Below are 17,340 nucleotides of genomic sequence, written 5' to 3' on the forward strand. Positions count from 1 at the left end.
TTTCAGTTGAATTATTTATTCCCCTTAAGAACTTTTGAAGTTACATTATTATTACTTTTTGACATTGCTCCATTAGCAGAAGTTATTACAGTAATTACTCCCTCCTTAGCCTCTGAGCAATCAAATATAGAATTACTAAGATTTAAGGCACCAGATGCATGTACTTTTACCTTTATTGAACTAGAATTATCTTTTGTTACTCCTTTTCCCTTTAAATTATTTATATCTACGCTGCCTTTGCTATTAATTTCAATATTATTTTTTCCCTTACCTTCAGATTTAACACTAGCTAGGCTATTATTCCCAAATATACTTCCTGAGCTTTCTATAATTAAATTATTCTCTCCTAAGGATTCACTTTCAGATACTATAATACTTTTATCTTCATAAATAGTTCCTAAACTATTTATATTTATGTTATTCTTTCCTTTATCTTTAGAACCTATTATAATACTGCTTCCATTTCCCTTTATGTTTCTTTTAGTATTTATATTTATATTATTCTTTCCTTTATCTTTAGAACCTATTATAATACTGCTTCCATTTCCCTTTATGTTTCCTTTAGTATTTATATCTATATTACAGCTAGCCCCTTTTTCTGATTTTGCTATAATATTGCAATAATTTTTCTCTATAATATCTTTTGAATTAATCTTTAGATTACCACTAGCCTTTTCATTTCCTTTTGCCTGAACTTTTATATTAGCGTAATTTATATCTAAACTTGAAGAATCTATTTCAAGCTTACTATCTTGATTTTTATCTCCATAAATCTCTAAATTAGATTTTGAAGCCCAAACTTTCTTTGTTTGTATTTTCATTTTATATCCTTTTAAAACTTTTAAGTTTACATTTTCCTTTATTCTTACACCATCTTTTACAATGCAAGTTATATCTCTATTTTCCACTATAAAATCTCCTGGAAAAACTAAAACTCCTTTAACGTATCTGCTATCCTTTTCCCAGTGATACATTCCTTTTTCATCAAAAGTAATATTATAGTCTTCTCCGTTTAATATGCCATCATTATTTATATCAATAAAGGGTTTATTGGGATCTTCTTTATGGAAACATAATCTTAATCTATTGGAAATAGTAAAAACTATTTTTTTATCCTTATTAAATTTATCCTTAATAATTACATCTATTTTTACAATATTATCTTTTTCCTGTGTAATATTAAATCCCTTTTCTATATATAAAACATTTTTAAAAAGTACAAATTTTTCCTTCCCATCCTTCCTAAAAACAGTAGCTACATCTTCTCCTTTTATTTTTTTGCCTTTTTTTATAATATATTCTATGGTTTTTTCCTTATTTTTTATTATATATAAATCTTTTTCCTTTTTTATTTCAGTTGCCACTTCAATATCTTTTTTCATCCATCTTATAGCAACCTTTGTATCCTCCTGTGAATATATATCATTGATTTTTTTATTAAAAACATGAGTAATTGAATTGTTTATAGAATATGTTGCAGCTATTAAAAGGCTTAAAATCCCTACTACAATTATTATTTCAGTTAAGGTGAATGCTTTTTGGCACTTTTTAATTTTTTTAAATTTTATAGGACTTTTAATCAAATTATCAGCTCCTATATATTATTTGATTCCTGCCAATCTACTATTTTATTACTTCTAATATTAAAGGTTGCTTCAATTTTATACTTATTACCACCACTACTTTTCCCTACGGATTCAAATACTCCCTCTTCCTCATTTTTTTTATAATACCCAAATTTGTACTCTCCCCCATTGAATTTTATTTCTTCACTTTCCTTTTTATCAGGTACTAATTTATAATCTTTTTTTTTCTCTAGATTATAATCATATATAGCATGTTCTATTCCTGCTTCTGATAAATATTTTGCTATCATATTTTCTTTTAAAGTCTTTTCTGTTTTTATTTGATTATTTAAAGAAGTAAGTAATATGCCCCCTAAAGATACCACAATAATTCCACATAACATTGCAATAGGTAGTGCAAAGCCATTTTTATATTTTAATTTTTTATTCAATTTTCTCATCACCTTCAAATGAATTATTATCCATTAAATAAAATTTTGTTTTTAATTGGGCTTCATTATTATTTTGTGATTTTACTTTTACAGAAACTATTGCTAATTTATCAAACAATTCCTTCTCCACTTCCCGATCCTCATCTATTGAAATACTTATACTATATCTCACAGACTTATGTACTTCTTCCTTTTTAAGTATATTGTCATTCTTTTTAAAATTTTCCTTCTGAATTAAATACCTCTTTAAACTATCAATGGTATTAAATTCATTATAATCTCTAAAACCTCTTAATTTTTCCATATAGTTTTGAGCTATAATGATACACTGTAATTTTTTCTTGTTACTATTACTAGCTTTAAATCCGGTATATATCACCTTAGAAAATATAGCCATGGTAAAGGCTATTATTACCATGGCTAATATAACTTCTACTAATGTAAACCCTTTCCTTTTTATAATAAATGATTTTTTCATATTATCTTTCCTACTTTTTTAACTTCTTTTATATTTATAATTTCTCTTTATTATATTCCATGTATATCAATATATCCTTATAGATATATTTATTTTCTCCTTTTAATTTGGGATAAAAAAATATTTTAATTCCCAAAATATTCAAACAACACATTCCAAATAAATTTACTACTTTTATTAAAACTAAAAGCCTTTATACTTAATAATTCTAATTAAGAATCTTAAGTTTTTTATTTATTAATTTACAGTTATTTTAAAATAATATTGATTTTTATTTTCCAGTACTTTCTTCACTGTCCTCTTTAGCAATTATTAATGTAACATTACCCGCATTTTCATTATCTATTACTACGTCATTTCCTAAATCATACTTTAGCCTTTTTACAGCATTTTCATTTACCTTATCTAATTCTAAAACTATTTTTTTATCAACATTACTAAACTTATATACTCCCCCCCAAGGATTTTTACTTGGCCATTTTTCTAAATATGGTCCATTCCAAGCATTTTTTATTTCATCATTTAGATTTAATTTATCCCTTGACATAAATCCTGGGTCTTCTCCTTCTTTTCCCTCTGGCCACTGACCCACATCAGCATAAAAATTTAATGCTGCAGTTTTTATAGCTTTGTAATCTGCTTCTGCTGAAGAAACCTTACTTTTTTCAATTGATTTAAATGCATTTGGAGCAATAACTGCGGCTAAAATAGCAATAATGGCTATTACCACCAACAGTTCTACTAATGTAAATCCTTTTTTAACTTTTTTCATTTTCCCCATCCTTCCTAATAAATAATATTTAAATACTCTATATCCATAAAGGCTAAAATAAACATAAAGTATTTTTAACTATATATACATATATTAAAATTGTTATTTAAATATGTGTTACGCCCCTATTTATAACTATTATAAATACCCTAATTAAATTCTAACATTGGGTATTTTAAAAAGCAATATATACCAAAATATCTTTTTTATTGTAAAGCTTTTAATTTTATCAATTTAAAGTTTATTGCCTTTATAATTAATAATATGGGAATATTTGTATATTTTTACCATTGACACTAATGTATTATGCTATATAAAATTAACTTATTAACTAAAGTGAGGAGCTTATTTAATGATACAGTTTGAAAGAAAATATAATAGAATGTTTTTAAGAGATGTTAGAGATATAATAGAAAAATATAAAATGATTACTCCAAAGGATAAGGTGGCAGTAGGCATTTCTGGAGGGAAAGATAGCGTATTTTTACTATTTACATTGAAATTAATTCAGTTAACAGCAATTAAAGATTTTGAATTAATAGGAATAACTATAGACATGGATTTAGGTATGGACTTTTCTCCTATAAAAATATTTTGTAACGAAAATAATATTCCTTTAATTATAGAAAAAACGAATATTGCTGATGTAGTGTTTACAGAACGTAAAGAAAAAAATCCTTGTTCACTTTGTTCAAAATTAAGAAAAGGAGCTTTAATAAGAGTAGCTAAAAGTAACAATGTTAATAAGTTAGCCCTAGGTCATAATAGTGATGATGTCATAGAAACCCTATTTATGAATGTACTAAAAGTAGGTAAACTTGGTACATTTCATCCAAATATACACTATAAAGAAAAAGATATTAATATAATTAGACCTTTAGTAAATATAAGAGAAGATTTTATTGAAAGTTTTGTATTACAAAATAATTTTCCTGTAATTAAAAATTTATGCCCTGAGGATAAAAAAACCACTAGAGAAGATATGAAGAATTTACTTATAAATTTAGAAAAAAATTATCCAGATGCTCAAAAAAAGATATTAACCTCTTTAACTAATATAGATTTATTTAATCTATGGGAGCAAAGATAGATTAATATGAATAAAGTAATTATAAAAAAAAATGAAAAGATATGAAAATCCATATCTTTTCATTTTTTTTATATACTACGCCTAAAACCAATTTAAGCTTAAATTAATACATTCCGTCCATTCCCATTCCTGGAGCTGCTGGCATTGGAGTACTATTCTTTTCTGGAATATCTGCAACTGCAGCTTCAGTTGTTAAGAATGTAGATGAAACTGAGGCAGCATTTTGTAACGCTGATCTTGTAACCTTAGTTGGATCAACTATACCAACCTTTATCATGTTTACATATTTATCATGTAAAGCATCATATCCTGTACCAATTTCACTATCTTTAACCTTATCTATTACAACTGAACCTTCAACTCCAGCATTAGAAGCTATCTGTCTTAATGGTTCTTCAAGAGACTTTTTAATAATTTCTATACCAACTTTAATATCTGCCACATCTGAAGTTAGTTTTTCTATTTCCGGTATTACACTTATATAAGCTGTTCCACCACCTGGTACTATACCTTCTTCTACAGCTGCTTTTGTAGCTGCTAAAGCATCTTCTATTCTTAATTTTCTTTCTTTTAATTCAGTTTCTGTAGCAGCTCCAACTTTTACTACTGCTACTCCACCTGCTAATTTTGCAAGTCTTTCTTGTAATTTTTCTCTATCAAAATCTGAAGTTGTCTCTTCAATTTGAGCCTTTATTTGAGCTACTCTTGCTTGGATTTCAGATTTATTTCCTCTACCATTAACAACAGTAGTTGTTTCCTTTGTCATCTTTACAGATTCAGCTGTTCCTAACATTTCTAAAGTAACATCCTTTAAATCTCTTCCTAATTCTTCAGATATTACTTGTGCACCTGTAAGAATTGCTATATCTTGAAGCATTTCTTTTCTTCTATCACCAAATCCTGGTGCTTTAACAGCTACACAATTAAATGTTCCTCTTAGCTTATTGACAACTAATGTAGCTAGTGCTTCTCCTTCAACATCTTCACAAATTATTAATAGTTTTCTTCCCTGTTGAACTATTTTTTCAAGTACTGGAAGTAACTCTTGAATATTTGTTATCTTCTTGTCTGTAAGTAAAATATATGGATCATCTAATACAGCTTCCATCTTTTCTGCATCTGTAACCATATAAGGACTTATATATCCTCTATCAAACTGCATTCCTTCTACCACATCTAATTCAGTTCCCATGCTCTTGGATTCCTCTACAGTGATAACTCCTTCGTTACCTACCTTCTCCATAGCATCTGCTATAAGTTTACCTATTTCTTCATCTGCAGCTGATATAGCAGCAACTCTTGCAATATCTTCTTTTCCATCAACTTGTTTTGAAATATTTTTAATTCCTTCTACTGCTGTATTAACAGCCATTTGGATACCACGTCTAACAAGCATTGGATTTGCTCCAGCTGTAACATTTTTTAATCCTTCTCTTATAATAGCCTGAGCTAGTAATGTAGCTGTAGTAGTTCCATCCCCTGCTACATCATTAGTCTTTGTAGCAACTTCTTTTACAAGTTGTGCACCCATATTTTCATATGCATCTTCTAGCTCTATCTCTCTTGCTATAGTAACACCATCATTAGTAATAAGTGGTGAGCCAAATTTCTTATCTAAAACAACGTTTCTTCCCTTTGGTCCAAGTGTAACTTTAACAGTATCAGCAAGTTGATCCACACCTTTTTGCATAGATCTTCTTGCTTCTTCACCAAATAATAAACTCTTTGCCATTTTCAAAACCTCCTAAACATTTATGTTATAGTCTAATTAATTATTTTCCTATTCTAAAACTGCTAATATATCATCTTGTCTTAAAATTGTGTATTCTATTCCATCTACTTTAACTTCATTTCCGGAAAATTTAGAGAATAATACTTTATCTCCTACTTTTAATTCCATTTTTACTTCTTTTCCATTGGATATTCCTCCTGGTCCAACTGCAACAACCTCAGCTTCCTGCGGTTTTTCCTGTGCACTTCCAGGTAAAACTATACCGCTTTTTGTAGTTTCCTCTACTTTTAATCTTTTAATAACAACTCTGTCTCCAAGTGGTCTAATCTTCATTTAAACCCCTCCTTATGTTTTTTATATATTTTAATATAAAAATAATAACTATTTTTGTTAGCACTCGTTTATAATGAGTGCTAATACAATTATTATAATAAATAATAGCATATATAATATCAACTTTCAAACTATAACTTTTTCTTGATTTTATAGCTATTAAATTAATTTACATGTAATTATCTTAACATTTTATGATATTACTATTATTTTCTTTAGTTTCCTATTTAAAATATATTTTAATTTTTTATTTACAAAAAAACTTTAAATATTATAATTAAAGTATGTAAATTATAGTTAAATATATTAAAATATTGAAGGAGACCATATACTATGACTAAAGAACCTATTCTAAATAACTTGTTATTGTCATTAATTTTTTCTATATTTTTTATACTAATATCCATTAAAATAACTGTTAACTTCAAACCCCTATACTATTTTGACATACATTATCTTAATATTCCACAACAGTCCAACCTAAATATACATGAAATAAAAGCTAACTACAATTATCTAATAGATTTTTTAACTAGTAATAAAAATTTAGATTTTAATCTTCCAACTCTGCCATCATCTGTAGAGGGTAAGATTCACTTTTATGAAGTTAAAACTATCTTCAAAACAATAAATTATTTAACATACATATCCTCTTTATTTTTTATATTAGGTACTTATAAATGTGTAAAGAAAAAAAACTTTAAAGTTTTTAAATACACCTTTACCATTCTACTTTTGGTTCCATTTATGTTAATTATACCTTTTTGCATAAATTTTCAAACTATCTTCCACTTATTTCATAAAATTACTTTTGAAAATAATTATTGGTTATTTGACATTAATAAAGATCCTATAATTAAAATGTTGCCAGAAAAATTTTTTTTCCACAATTCAATATTAATTGCAATTTTCATCTTAATATTTTCAATATTTTCTTTAATTATATATAAAAAAACTGCTACTTCCTAGCAGTTTTAAATTTATTCTTGGTTTTTGGTTAAATTTTTTATTATTTTTTCCCCTTTAAAAACACCTATTATAAAAATAATGCTCATACACACAGCTATGGTTATTAATAAAGGTATGTTTTTAGAATCTATTTTAGCCCCAAAGTAAGCAGATATAAATATGCCCGGTAATCTTCCCACAGTAGAATAAATCACAAAATTTCTAAAGCTAATGTTTGATACTCCACATATATATGCTAATGCATCTTTAGGTATTCCTGGAATTAAATATAGCAAAAAAACTATATAATTTATACTTCCTAATTTTAATATCTTTCTAAAATGCTTTAATTTCTTCCCTGAAATAACTTTTTCTACAAAAGGTTTTCCATACCTATGAGTTACAAGGAATATAATTATACTTCCCATAGTTATTCCTAATAATGAGATAATGCTACCATAAAAGGTGCCAAATATATATCCTCCAGCTATTTGAATTATCTCCCCTGGGATAAAAAACACAACTACTTGAATAATCTGTAATACTATAAATGCTAGCACACTATAGCTACCATAAGAAGTTATTACTCTTTTTATTTCCTTGGGATCTTGTAATACTCTTGAATATTTATAATAATACTCATATCCTGAATAAATAAATACTGCTAATAATATAGACATTATTATATAACCTTTATATTTCTTCATATAGCAATAAATTGTGTAAAAAAAACTTTTTAATTTTTTATAACTTTTTTTCATATGAAATTTCACCCTCGTAATTCACACATAATACTTACTATTATTCTCACTGAAATATGATAAAATTCAAAAATATTAACTTCTTAATAAAATTATATGTTTTTTTTAAATATTGAACAAAGATATTAAATAATAATATAAACTAATCAATATACAATCAAAAAAGACCTATAATGATATATCTTATCACTATAAGCCTTTTTTTATTATTTTAAGTTATCTTTCTAGGTTTGCACCTTCAAATTTCTTTAAATTTCCATTTGCTATTACATCTTTTTTGGTAGATTCTTTAGCAAATCTAGTTAACTGTGTTCTTGACTTCATTATTGGAACCATAGTTGCCGGTCCACCAATACATCCACCTTCGCACATCATTCCTTCTATAAAATTACCTGATAATCTTCCTACCTTTGCCATTATCATAGCTCTCTTAATTTCATCAGGTCCACTTACTCTTACAGGTTTAAAATCCACATTTGTTTCCTTATCTTTCATATAATTTTGTATTGCAGCAATTAATCCTCCACCTTGAGCAAATCCTCTTCCAAAAGACGAAGCATCATCAACTTCTACAGCTTCATATTCTTGTGGGTCAATCTCTAAAGCTCCCATAAGTGCAGTTATCTCTTCAAAAGTCATAACATAGTCCACTGCGTCTTTTATCCCTTCTCTTTTTATTTCATTTTTCTTTGCAGTACATGGTCCAACAAATACCACTACTGCATCTTTATCAGCTTTTTTAATCATTCTTCCTGTTGCTACCATAGGAGAGACTGTCCCTGATATCCTATCAATTTGATCTGGAAACTTTTTTTCTATATAATTTAAAAAACCTGGACAACAAGAATTTGTCATATATTTGTCCCCATTTTCCATTCTTTCAACAAACTCATTTCCTTCATGAACAACAACAGCATCAGCACCACATGCAGCCTCTATCATATCTACAAATCCCGCTTTTTTAAATGCAACCTTCATTTGTCCCACAGTTGTCTTTGGTCCAAATTGTCCAGTAATAGCAGGTGCTACCACAGCATATATTTTTTTCTTTTCCATTATGGCACGAGTTACATCTACTATAAAACTTTTATCAGATATAGCTCCAAATGGACATGCTGACATACAGGCTCCACAGTTTATACACTCTTCCTTATTTATCTTAGCTTTGTTATCCTCTGGGTTCATTTGAAGAGCTCCTGTTGGACAAACTCTTTTGCAGGGTCTCATAACTTCAGCTACAGCATTATATGGACAAACTTCTTTACACAAACCACATTCCTTACAGGTTTCATGATTAATATATGCTTTACCTGCAGCCCTAGTAATAGCCCCTGCAGGGCAAACTTCCATACACTTATGTTGTATACATCCTCTACAAGCTTCTGTAACTACAAATCTGTTTATAGGGCATTTATCACATGCTGCATCTATTACATAAACTATTTGATCATCATCTTCTACATTTACAAATTCATCTGCCATTTGTCCATTTGGTAAACATCCAATAGCAAGCTTGGCTCTTTCATATACAATAGCTCTTTCCTTATAAACGCAACATCTATATTCTGCCTTATCTCCTTTAATTATTTCAAAAGGGACCTTTTCCATTTCCTCTTTATTAAGTCTATTTTCCAAAGTCATCTTAGCCACTTCTCTTAGTACTAGATACTTTAACTTTTTTAACTGACTATCAAATGTTATCATTATATTAATTCCTCCTAATTTTATAAACCGTAATTTAAAGTTATTAAATTACTTATTTTTATATTAGTATAGTCATACAAGTTCGTTAATTTATTAACATATTATATTATAACAGATAATCAAAAAAAATTAATACAATTTCAAAAAAAAATTCATAAAAATTTTATTTTTAACTTTTAAAATTTTTATGAAAGTTTTCACCCACATATTTTTATCATAATTATATTAATATATTGTTTTCTCTAGCATAATAGAACAAATATTGTTGAGCAACACCAGATAAATCTCCAAACTTATTTCTTGCAAAATCCCTTATCTTTTTTAAAGATACATCTGGTGCTAAATAAAAGTGTTGCATTGCCCTCTTAACCCATACATCTACTGGGAATGCTGAGTATTTCCCCATTGAAAATAGCATTATACAATCAGCAACTTTTGGTCCTATTCCAATAAAATTTTGAAGTGCAGTATGACACTCATCATCATTCTGAATTTTTATCCAATTTATATCAAAGATTTTATCATATTCTTTATTCTCACTATTCATACTGTTATATATTTTTTCAACTGTGTGTTTTATATATTTTCCCCTAAATCCTACACCACAAGATTCTAATTCCTCCTGTGATGCCTTATGTAAATTTTCTATACTTGGGAATGAATAGTATATATTTCCGTTATATAGTATAGATTCTCCCCATTTTTCACTAATATTTTTAATAGCCTTTTTTATCATAGGGATTCTATTATTAGCAGATATTATAAATGAAACAATTAATTCAAAGGGGTCTTGCTTCAATAATCTAATTCCATATCCAAAGTCAACAGATTTTTTTAGCAATTCATCCCTACTTAGTATTTTTTTGATTTCTGAATAGTCCCTCTTCAAATCGAAGTAATCAACCCATAAAGAATTAAATTCTTTTTCACTAGAATTATACAATATTACATTATCATCTTTTTTTTCTACTTCAATTACATGACCAAAGGCCACTCCTATATAATTACCATTTTCTTTTATATTCCATCTAAAACATTGTCCACATTCAAAAATATGAGGTAATTCAAAATTTTTAACTCCTTTTATCAAAACAGCTTTTATTCCGTCTTTATAAAACTCTTCTACTGAATTATAATCCATCTTCTATTCTCCCCCTTCGTTAAATAATTTCATTAACAAAGATTACAAAATTCCAAGCAACCTTTTATTTAGTAATAAATTATGCCTAAATAAAAAGTTGCTTTTTAAACCACATTATATCTATTTATCTATTAAAAATTTATCTATAGCCTTTGCTGCTTTCTTTCCTGCCTCCATTGCAAGTATAACAGTTGCAGCACCTGTTACTGCATCTCCTCCTGCAAAAACACCTTCTCTAGTTGTACTTCCAGTTTCCTCGTTTGCAACTATACATCCCCACTTGTTCCTTTCTAATCCCTTAGTAGTAGCTGATATAAGTGGATTCGGAGAAGTTCCAAGTGACATAATAACCGTATCTATATCCATAGTAAACTCTGATCCCTTTAATTCAACAGGTCTTCTTCTTCCTGATGCATCAGGTTCTCCAAGTTCCATTCTTACACATTTTAAAGCCTTAACCCACCCTTTTTCATTTCCTACTATTTCTACAGGATTGGTTAATAAATCAAATATTATTCCTTCTTCCTTAGCGTGATGTACTTCTTCCACTCTTGCTGGCAATTCTTCCTCTGATCTTCTATATACTACATGTACTTCTGATCCAAGCCTTTTAGCAGTTCTAGCCGCATCCATAGCTACATTTCCACCACCTACAACTGCTACTTTCTTACCAAGTAATATAGGAGTATCATACTCACTTTTAAATGCTTTCATTAAATTATTTCTAGTTAAAAACTCATTAGCTGAAAATACTCCATTATAGTTTTCTCCAGGTATTCCCATGAATTTTGGGAGCCCTGCTCCTGACCCTATAAATACAGCTTGGAATCCTTCTTCATCCATAAGTTCATCTATAGTTACAGTTTTTCCTATAATAACATCTGTTTCAATATTTACTCCTAACTTTTTTACGTTTTCTATCTCGTGATTAACTACAGTATCTTTAGGAAGCCTAAATTCAGGTATACCATATACTAAAACTCCACCTGGTTCATGAAGTGCCTCAAATATTGTAACTTCATAACCCATTTTAGCTAAATCTCCTGCACATGTAAGACCAGCAGGGCCACTTCCTATAACTGCTACCTTTTTATTCTTCTTATCACTTTTTATAGATAAATCCACATTATGCTCCCTAGACCAGTCTCCTACAAATCTTTCTAGTTTTCCAATAGCTATTGGTTCACCCTTTATTCCTAAAACACATTTTCCTTCACACTGGCTCTCCTGTGGACATACCCTTCCGCAAACAGCAGGCAATGAGCTTGCTTCATTTATGGCTTTGGCTGCACTTTCAAAATCTTTCTCTTTCACAAACTGAATAAATTTAGGGATATTTATTGATACAGGGCATTTAGAAATACAAAGAGGTTTTTTACAATTTAAACATCTTGCTGCCTCTTTTATAGCTTCTTCTTCTGTATAGCCTAAACAAACTTCCTTAAAATTTTTTATCCTTTCTTCTGCACATTGTTCCTTAATAGGAGTTTTCTTTAATCTATCCATTATTCTTCTCCTCCTAATCCAACATGACAAACATGTCCTTCTTTTCTTTCTTGTTGTTCAAGTAATTTTTTACCTTCTTCTGTTTTATACATTCCTTGCCTTCTCATTGCTTCTTGAAAATCAACAAGATGGCCATCAAACTCAGGTCCATCTACACAAGCAAACTTAGTTTTACCACCTACAGTTACTCTACAAGCTCCACACATACCTGTACCATCTACCATTAGTGTATTTAAACTTACAACAGTCTTTATTTTTAATTCCTCTGTAAGTTTTACTACAAATTTCATCATTATCATTGGTCCTATTGCTACTACTAAATCATAGCTTTTATTATTTTTTTCTACAAGCTTTCTCAACATTTCAGTAACCAATCCCTTTTCTCCATAGGATCCATCATCTGTAGTTATGTATAAATTGCCTGCTACTTTTTTCATTTCCTCTTCCAATATTAAAAATTCTTTTGATTTACTTCCTACTATAACATCTACCTTTGCTCCAATAGAATTTAACCATTTAACTTGAGGATATACTGGTGCTGCTCCAACTCCACCAGCTATGAATATTATGTTTTTGTTTTTAAGTTCCTCTATGTTTTCATAAACTAATTCAGATGGTTGCCCTAAAGGACCTGCAAAATCCTTAAAATAATCTCCACATTTTAAATCCGCCATTTTTTTTGTAGATGCACCAACTACTTGAAACACTATAGTAACCGTCTTTTTCTCTCTATCATAATCACAAATTGTAAGTGGTATTCTTTCACTTTTATCGTCTACTCTAACTATTACAAATTGTCCTGGTTTAGCAGACTTTGCAACTCTTGGAACTTCAACATCCATTAAATAAATGTTAGGAGCCAAAAGCCTTTTACTCAAAATCTTATACATTTTTATTCCCCCGTATCTTTTTTTTATTTTACAGTTCATAATATTCATTATAAAAAACCCTGTACTACTTATCAACATTATTATTTAATTTTAAAAATTTTATATACATAATATGAAAATCTAAATAAAAACTCTCTTAATAAGCTTAATTAAGAGAGCCTTTTATTAAAATTTATATTAATTTAAAAATCTATTTTCTTTCCATAATAAGCATAGGTATACATATTCTCCATTTCATCTTCAGATATCTTTCTAGGATTTGAAGATGTGCACGCATCTAGTACTGCATTATGTGCCATAAATTTAACCTTATTCTTAAATTCATCCTCTTTTATACCATAGTCTTTTAAAGTTAATGGAATATCCATAGCTTTATTTAATTCTCTAATCATATCAGTTAAGGAATCTATTAATTCATCATCACTATTTCCGCCTAATCCTAAATATTTAGCAATAGTAACATATCTATCCTTACAAGCTTTTTTATTAAAGTCTATAACATATGGAAGAAATATAGCATTTGCACATCCATGAGGTATGTGGAAAACTGCCCCAATCTTATGAGCCATACTATGAGTAATTCCAAGTAAAGCATTTGAAAAAGCCATACCTGCTAAGCACTGTGCTTCATGCATTCTCTCTCTTGCTTCCTTATCTCCTTTATAAGATTTTATTATATAATCTTTTACCATCGCGATTGCCTGCATTGCAAGTGGGTCTGTAAAATTTGATCTAAGTCCTGCTACATAAGCTTCCACAGCATGAGTTAAAGCATCCATCCCAGTATGAGCTGTAAGTTTCTCTGGCATAGTTTCTGCTAATTCAGGATCTACAATTGCAATGTCGGGAGTTAAATTAAAATCAGCCAAAGGATATTTTATTTCTGCTTTATAATCTGTAATTACAGAAAATGCTGTAACTTCTGTTGCAGTTCCACTAGTAGATGGAATAGCTATAAATCTAGCTTTGTTCCTAAGTTCTGGTAATCCTAACACATTTTCTGCTGCTTCCTTAAATGTTAGTTCAGGGTGTTCGTAAAATAACCACATGGCTTTAGCTGCATCAATTGGTGAACCTCCACCTATTGATACAATCCAATCTGGTTGAAATTCTCTCATAATTTCCGCGCCCTTCATAACAGTTTCAACTGATGGATCAGGCTCAACACCTTCTATTAATTTAGTTTCTATTTTCGCTTCTTTAAGGTAGGATTCTACTTTATCTAAAAATCCAAATCTTTTCATGGATCCTCCACCTACAACAATAACAGCCTTTTTACCCTTAACACTTTTTAATACTTCTAATGATCCTTTTCCATAATAAATATCTCTTGGAACTGTAAATCTATACATAATTATTCCTCCTATATATTAAAGTAATAAATCACCTTGATATTTTTTTAACACTATTTAATGTAGCAATTTTTATGCCACTTGCAAAACTCCTAATTCATAGTACTTTTAGACTTTTGTTAATTTATATGAAATTAAAGTGTTGAATTTTAGAACACTTTACATGATAAAATTGTTAAAATAATGAACAATGTTAAAAAAATTAGCATGTTTTTATTGTTGTATATTGTAATTTTATTAACAAAGTTCTGTAAATTTTTTCATATGTTAATCAAAATTTATACTATATTTTTTAATTTTACTATATAATGTATTTCTACTTATCCCCAATATTCTAGATATTTTAGAAACATTATTTCCATATTTATCTTTGCAAGCTATAATAGCCTTTCTCTCTAATTCTTGTAAAGGACATATATATATATCCTCTTCCCCTATATATCTTTTCGCTTTAGTAGGTGCTTCTATTCTAAATTTTATAGTACTTTCTCCATTGAAATTCACCATATTCTCTATATAATTTTCTAGTTCCCTTATGTTTCCAGGCCATTCATAACTAATAATATTTTGATATATATTATTTTGCATTTTGGGTTTAGGTTTATTTAATTTTATAGATTTCATATTAAGAAAATACTCTATTAGAAATTTTATATCTTCTTTTCTTTCCCTAAGAGTTGGTGTATACATAGGTATAACATTCAATCTATAATATAAATCCTCTCTAAATCTTTTTCCCTCTACTTCCTTTTTTAATTCCTTATTGGTAGCAGCTATAACCCTTACATTAGTCTTTAAGGGAACATTACTGCCTATTTTAGTTATATACCCTTCCTGCAGTACTCTAAGCAATCTAACTTGCATATCTAAGGGCATATCACCTATTTCATCTAAAAATATGGTACCACCATTGGCTGCTTGAAACTTTCCTATATGACCCCCTTTTTTACTTCCTGTAAAAGCTCCCTCAACGTATCCAAACAATTCACTTTCTATTAGATTACTTGGGATAGCTCCACAATTTACAGCTATAAAAGGATAATTTTTTCTATTGCTATAATTATGTATAGCTTGAGCTAAAACTTCTTTTCCAGTTCCACTTTCACCCTGTATTAATATTGTAGAGGGACTATTGGCAATTTGCTTGCCTCTTTTAATAAGATTTTTTATAACATTACTTTCTCCTATTATATTATCAAAAGTATATTTAGCAGTATAAATAGTATTTTTTTTACCTACATTAGATAAAAATTTATCCAAGGAACTCTCTGTATAAAACAAGTATATCACCACCTACCATTCAAGTGATTCTTAGACTCAGGTGAAATTTGCTTATTGGGAATCCCTCTTTTAATCTGAGTCTTAGAAGAACTTATCCAGGGGCGTGTCAGCCGTTATCCCCCACCTAAACAGCATGGGAGTTATACGGATGGTAGCCTTCGGATAAAAATTTATAATATTTACTATATATAAAAAGCCATTGGAGATATCCAATGACTTTTATTTATAACTATTTTGCGTAGTTATGAAATCCTCTTCCAGATTTTCTTCCTAACCATCCAGCTCTTACATATTTTCTTAATAATGAATGAGCTCTATACTTTGAGTCTCCAGTTTCATTATATAATACATCCATGATTGCTAAACAAACATCTAATCCTATTAAATCTCCTAAAGCTAAAGGTCCCATTGGGTGATTAGCACCAAGCATCATAGCTTTATCAATATCTTCTGCTGAAGCTATCCCTTCTGCAAATATTCCAACACCTTCGTTAATCATTGGTATTAATATTCTGTTTACTACAAATCCTGGAGCTTCTGCAACTTCTACTGGGTCTTTTCCGATTGCTACTGAAACTTCTTTAACTGCATCAAAAGTTTCCTGTGAAGTAGCCATACCTCTTATAATTTCTACAAGTTTCATAACTGGAGCTGGGTTAAAGAAATGCATTCCTATAACCTTTTCTGGTCTCTTTGTAGCTGTAGCTATTTCAGTTATTGAAAGTGATGAAGTATTTGATGCTAGTATTGTTTCCGGTTTACATATTCTATCTAATTCAGCAAATATTTCTCTCTTAAGATCCATTCTCTCAACTGCAGCTTCTACTATTAAATCACAATCCGCAGCTTGATTAATATCAACTGTTCCTGTAATTCTTGAAAGTATTGCATCCATATCTTCCTGAGTCTTTTTACCCTTAGCAACTAATTTTGATAAACTTTTGTTGATTCCCTTTAATCCCTTATCAACAAATTCATCCTTAATATCTCTTAATACAACCTCATATCCTTTTGAAGCAAATGCTTGAGCTATTCCAGCTCCCATTGTTCCTGCACCAAGTACACATATCTTTTTCATAATATGTACCTCCTTTATATAAATTTTATAATACTTTGAAATATACTAGGGCTATAACTTGTATGAAAATATACATGTTTGTATTAAATACAAACATGTATATTAAGTTAACTATTCTGCCTGAGTAGCCTTTATCTGAGCTATGATTTCAGGAATAACTTTTTTGTAATCCCCTACTATTCCTAAATCAGCAATCTGCATGATTGGAGCACTTTCATCTTTATTTACAGCTACTATGTAATCAGAATCCTGCATAC

16 protein-coding genes and 1 pseudogene are annotated in these 17,340 nt (G+C 29.1%); 2 read left to right on the plus strand and 15 right to left on the minus strand.

Annotation, left to right across the window (positions count from 1 at the left end; translation table 11 throughout):
• Positions 1-11 precede the first annotated feature (11 nt).
• The 4 genes from EJL03_RS05205 to EJL03_RS05220 all read right to left on the minus strand — a co-directional run bounded on the left by EJL03_RS05205 (position 12) and on the right by EJL03_RS05220 (position 3,267).
• The gene (locus EJL03_RS05205) at positions 12-1,583 is read right to left on the minus strand and encodes a prepilin-type N-terminal cleavage/methylation domain-containing protein (RefSeq protein ID WP_164509002.1); all 1,572 of its coding nucleotides are present in this window, start codon (positions 1,581-1,583) and stop codon (positions 12-14) included.
• A gap of 11 nt (positions 1,584-1,594) precedes the next feature.
• Complete coding sequence (locus tag EJL03_RS05210) at positions 1,595-2,017, minus strand: hypothetical protein (protein WP_125152895.1); 423 nt, start codon at positions 2,015-2,017, stop codon at positions 1,595-1,597.
• Positions 2,010-2,495 (minus strand): type IV pilus modification PilV family protein, encoded by a 486-nt coding sequence (locus tag EJL03_RS05215; RefSeq protein ID WP_125152896.1) that lies wholly within the window; start codon positions 2,493-2,495, stop codon positions 2,010-2,012. The genes EJL03_RS05210 and EJL03_RS05215 overlap by 8 nt, the downstream gene beginning before the upstream one ends.
• A 271-nt stretch (positions 2,496-2,766) precedes the next feature.
• Positions 2,767-3,267 carry a prepilin-type N-terminal cleavage/methylation domain-containing protein gene (locus EJL03_RS05220; protein WP_341472411.1) on the minus strand — a complete coding sequence of 167 codons (501 nt, stop codon included), beginning with the start codon at positions 3,265-3,267 and terminating at the stop codon, positions 2,767-2,769.
• Between the two features lie 352 nt (positions 3,268-3,619).
• Here EJL03_RS05220 and EJL03_RS05225 point away from each other — a divergent pair, with 352 nt between their 5' ends.
• A complete protein-coding gene (locus EJL03_RS05225; protein ID WP_125152898.1) occupies positions 3,620-4,357 on the plus strand; it encodes a tRNA lysidine(34) synthetase in 738 nt (245 codons plus the stop codon).
• Between the two features lie 103 nt (positions 4,358-4,460).
• Here the strand turns inward: EJL03_RS05225 and groL are convergent, their stop codons facing one another.
• Positions 4,461-6,089, minus strand: a complete 1,629-nt coding sequence (gene groL, locus EJL03_RS05230; protein ID WP_125152899.1) for a chaperonin GroEL — start codon at positions 6,087-6,089, stop codon at positions 4,461-4,463.
• Positions 6,090-6,137: 48 nt separating this feature from the next.
• Positions 6,138-6,422, minus strand: a complete 285-nt coding sequence (locus EJL03_RS05235) for a co-chaperone GroES (RefSeq protein ID WP_125152900.1) — start codon at positions 6,420-6,422, stop codon at positions 6,138-6,140.
• A 333-nt stretch (positions 6,423-6,755) separates the two neighbouring features.
• On the opposite strand from EJL03_RS05235, the gene EJL03_RS05240 reads away from it, so the two are divergent.
• Entirely contained in the window at positions 6,756-7,391 is a 636-nt protein-coding gene (locus EJL03_RS05240) for a TIGR01906 family membrane protein (protein WP_125152901.1), read from the plus strand.
• A gap of 11 nt (positions 7,392-7,402) precedes the next feature.
• Here the strand turns inward: EJL03_RS05240 and EJL03_RS05245 are convergent, their stop codons facing one another.
• The 9 genes and pseudogenes from EJL03_RS05245 to EJL03_RS16370 all read right to left on the minus strand — a co-directional run.
• Entirely contained in the window at positions 7,403-8,131 is a 729-nt protein-coding gene (locus EJL03_RS05245; RefSeq protein ID WP_125152902.1) for a TVP38/TMEM64 family protein, read from the minus strand.
• Between the two features lie 216 nt (positions 8,132-8,347).
• Entirely contained in the window at positions 8,348-9,835 is a 1,488-nt protein-coding gene (locus EJL03_RS05250; protein ID WP_125152903.1) for a 4Fe-4S dicluster domain-containing protein, read from the minus strand.
• Positions 9,836-10,055: 220 nt separating this feature from the next.
• Positions 10,056-10,976 (minus strand): DNA-3-methyladenine glycosylase family protein, encoded by a 921-nt coding sequence (locus tag EJL03_RS05255; protein WP_125152904.1) that lies wholly within the window; start codon positions 10,974-10,976, stop codon positions 10,056-10,058.
• 120 nt (positions 10,977-11,096) lie between these two features.
• Positions 11,097-12,482 (minus strand): NADPH-dependent glutamate synthase, encoded by a 1,386-nt coding sequence (gene gltA, locus EJL03_RS05260; RefSeq protein ID WP_125152905.1) that lies wholly within the window; start codon positions 12,480-12,482, stop codon positions 11,097-11,099.
• The gene (locus tag EJL03_RS05265) at positions 12,482-13,372 is read right to left on the minus strand and encodes a sulfide/dihydroorotate dehydrogenase-like FAD/NAD-binding protein (RefSeq protein WP_125152906.1); all 891 of its coding nucleotides are present in this window, start codon (positions 13,370-13,372) and stop codon (positions 12,482-12,484) included. Before EJL03_RS05265 ends, gltA begins: the two co-directional genes overlap by 1 nt.
• 182 nt (positions 13,373-13,554) lie before the next feature.
• On the minus strand, positions 13,555-14,724 hold the full coding sequence (locus EJL03_RS05270; RefSeq protein ID WP_125152907.1) for an iron-containing alcohol dehydrogenase: 1,170 nt from the start codon (positions 14,722-14,724) through the stop codon (positions 13,555-13,557).
• 267 nt (positions 14,725-14,991) lie between these two features.
• Entirely contained in the window at positions 14,992-16,005 is a 1,014-nt protein-coding gene (locus tag EJL03_RS05275; RefSeq protein ID WP_243108649.1) for a sigma-54 interaction domain-containing protein, read from the minus strand.
• A 229-nt stretch (positions 16,006-16,234) separates the two neighbouring features.
• A complete protein-coding gene (locus tag EJL03_RS05280; RefSeq protein WP_125152909.1) occupies positions 16,235-17,083 on the minus strand; it encodes a 3-hydroxybutyryl-CoA dehydrogenase in 849 nt (282 codons plus the stop codon).
• A gap of 111 nt (positions 17,084-17,194) precedes the next feature.
• Positions 17,195-17,340 (minus strand): annotated as a pseudogene (locus EJL03_RS16370) (electron transfer flavoprotein subunit alpha); the annotation flags it as partial.

Source organism: Clostridium rectalis (assembly GCF_900626095.1).
Taxonomy (GTDB): domain Bacteria; phylum Bacillota; class Clostridia; order Clostridiales; family Clostridiaceae; genus Clostridium_AS; species Clostridium_AS rectalis.

Bases quoted from the DNA above. Each gene is read 5' to 3' on its own strand.
- gltA (WP_125152905.1), bottom strand. From the start codon at position 12,482: ATGGATAGATTAAAGAAAACTCCTATTAAGGAACAATGTGCAGAAGAA.
- EJL03_RS05220 (WP_341472411.1), bottom strand. From the start codon at position 3,267: ATGAAAAAAGTTAAAAAAGGATTTACATTAGTAGAACTGTTGGTGGTA.
- EJL03_RS05250 (WP_125152903.1), bottom strand. From the start codon at position 9,835: ATGATAACATTTGATAGTCAGTTAAAAAAGTTAAAGTATCTAGTACTA.
- EJL03_RS05245 (WP_125152902.1), bottom strand. From the start codon at position 8,131: ATGAAAAAAAGTTATAAAAAATTAAAAAGTTTTTTTTACACAATTTAT.
- EJL03_RS05225 (WP_125152898.1), top strand. From the start codon at position 3,620: ATGATACAGTTTGAAAGAAAATATAATAGAATGTTTTTAAGAGATGTT.
- EJL03_RS05270 (WP_125152907.1), bottom strand. From the start codon at position 14,724: ATGTATAGATTTACAGTTCCAAGAGATATTTATTATGGAAAAGGATCA.
- EJL03_RS05240 (WP_125152901.1), top strand. From the start codon at position 6,756: ATGACTAAAGAACCTATTCTAAATAACTTGTTATTGTCATTAATTTTT.
- EJL03_RS05280 (WP_125152909.1), bottom strand. From the start codon at position 17,083: ATGAAAAAGATATGTGTACTTGGTGCAGGAACAATGGGAGCTGGAATA.
- EJL03_RS05235 (WP_125152900.1), bottom strand. From the start codon at position 6,422: ATGAAGATTAGACCACTTGGAGACAGAGTTGTTATTAAAAGATTAAAA.
- groL (WP_125152899.1), bottom strand. From the start codon at position 6,089: ATGGCAAAGAGTTTATTATTTGGTGAAGAAGCAAGAAGATCTATGCAA.
- EJL03_RS05265 (WP_125152906.1), bottom strand. From the start codon at position 13,372: ATGTATAAGATTTTGAGTAAAAGGCTTTTGGCTCCTAACATTTATTTA.
- EJL03_RS05255 (WP_125152904.1), bottom strand. From the start codon at position 10,976: ATGGATTATAATTCAGTAGAAGAGTTTTATAAAGACGGAATAAAAGCT.
- EJL03_RS05215 (WP_125152896.1), bottom strand. From the start codon at position 2,495: ATGAAAAAATCATTTATTATAAAAAGGAAAGGGTTTACATTAGTAGAA.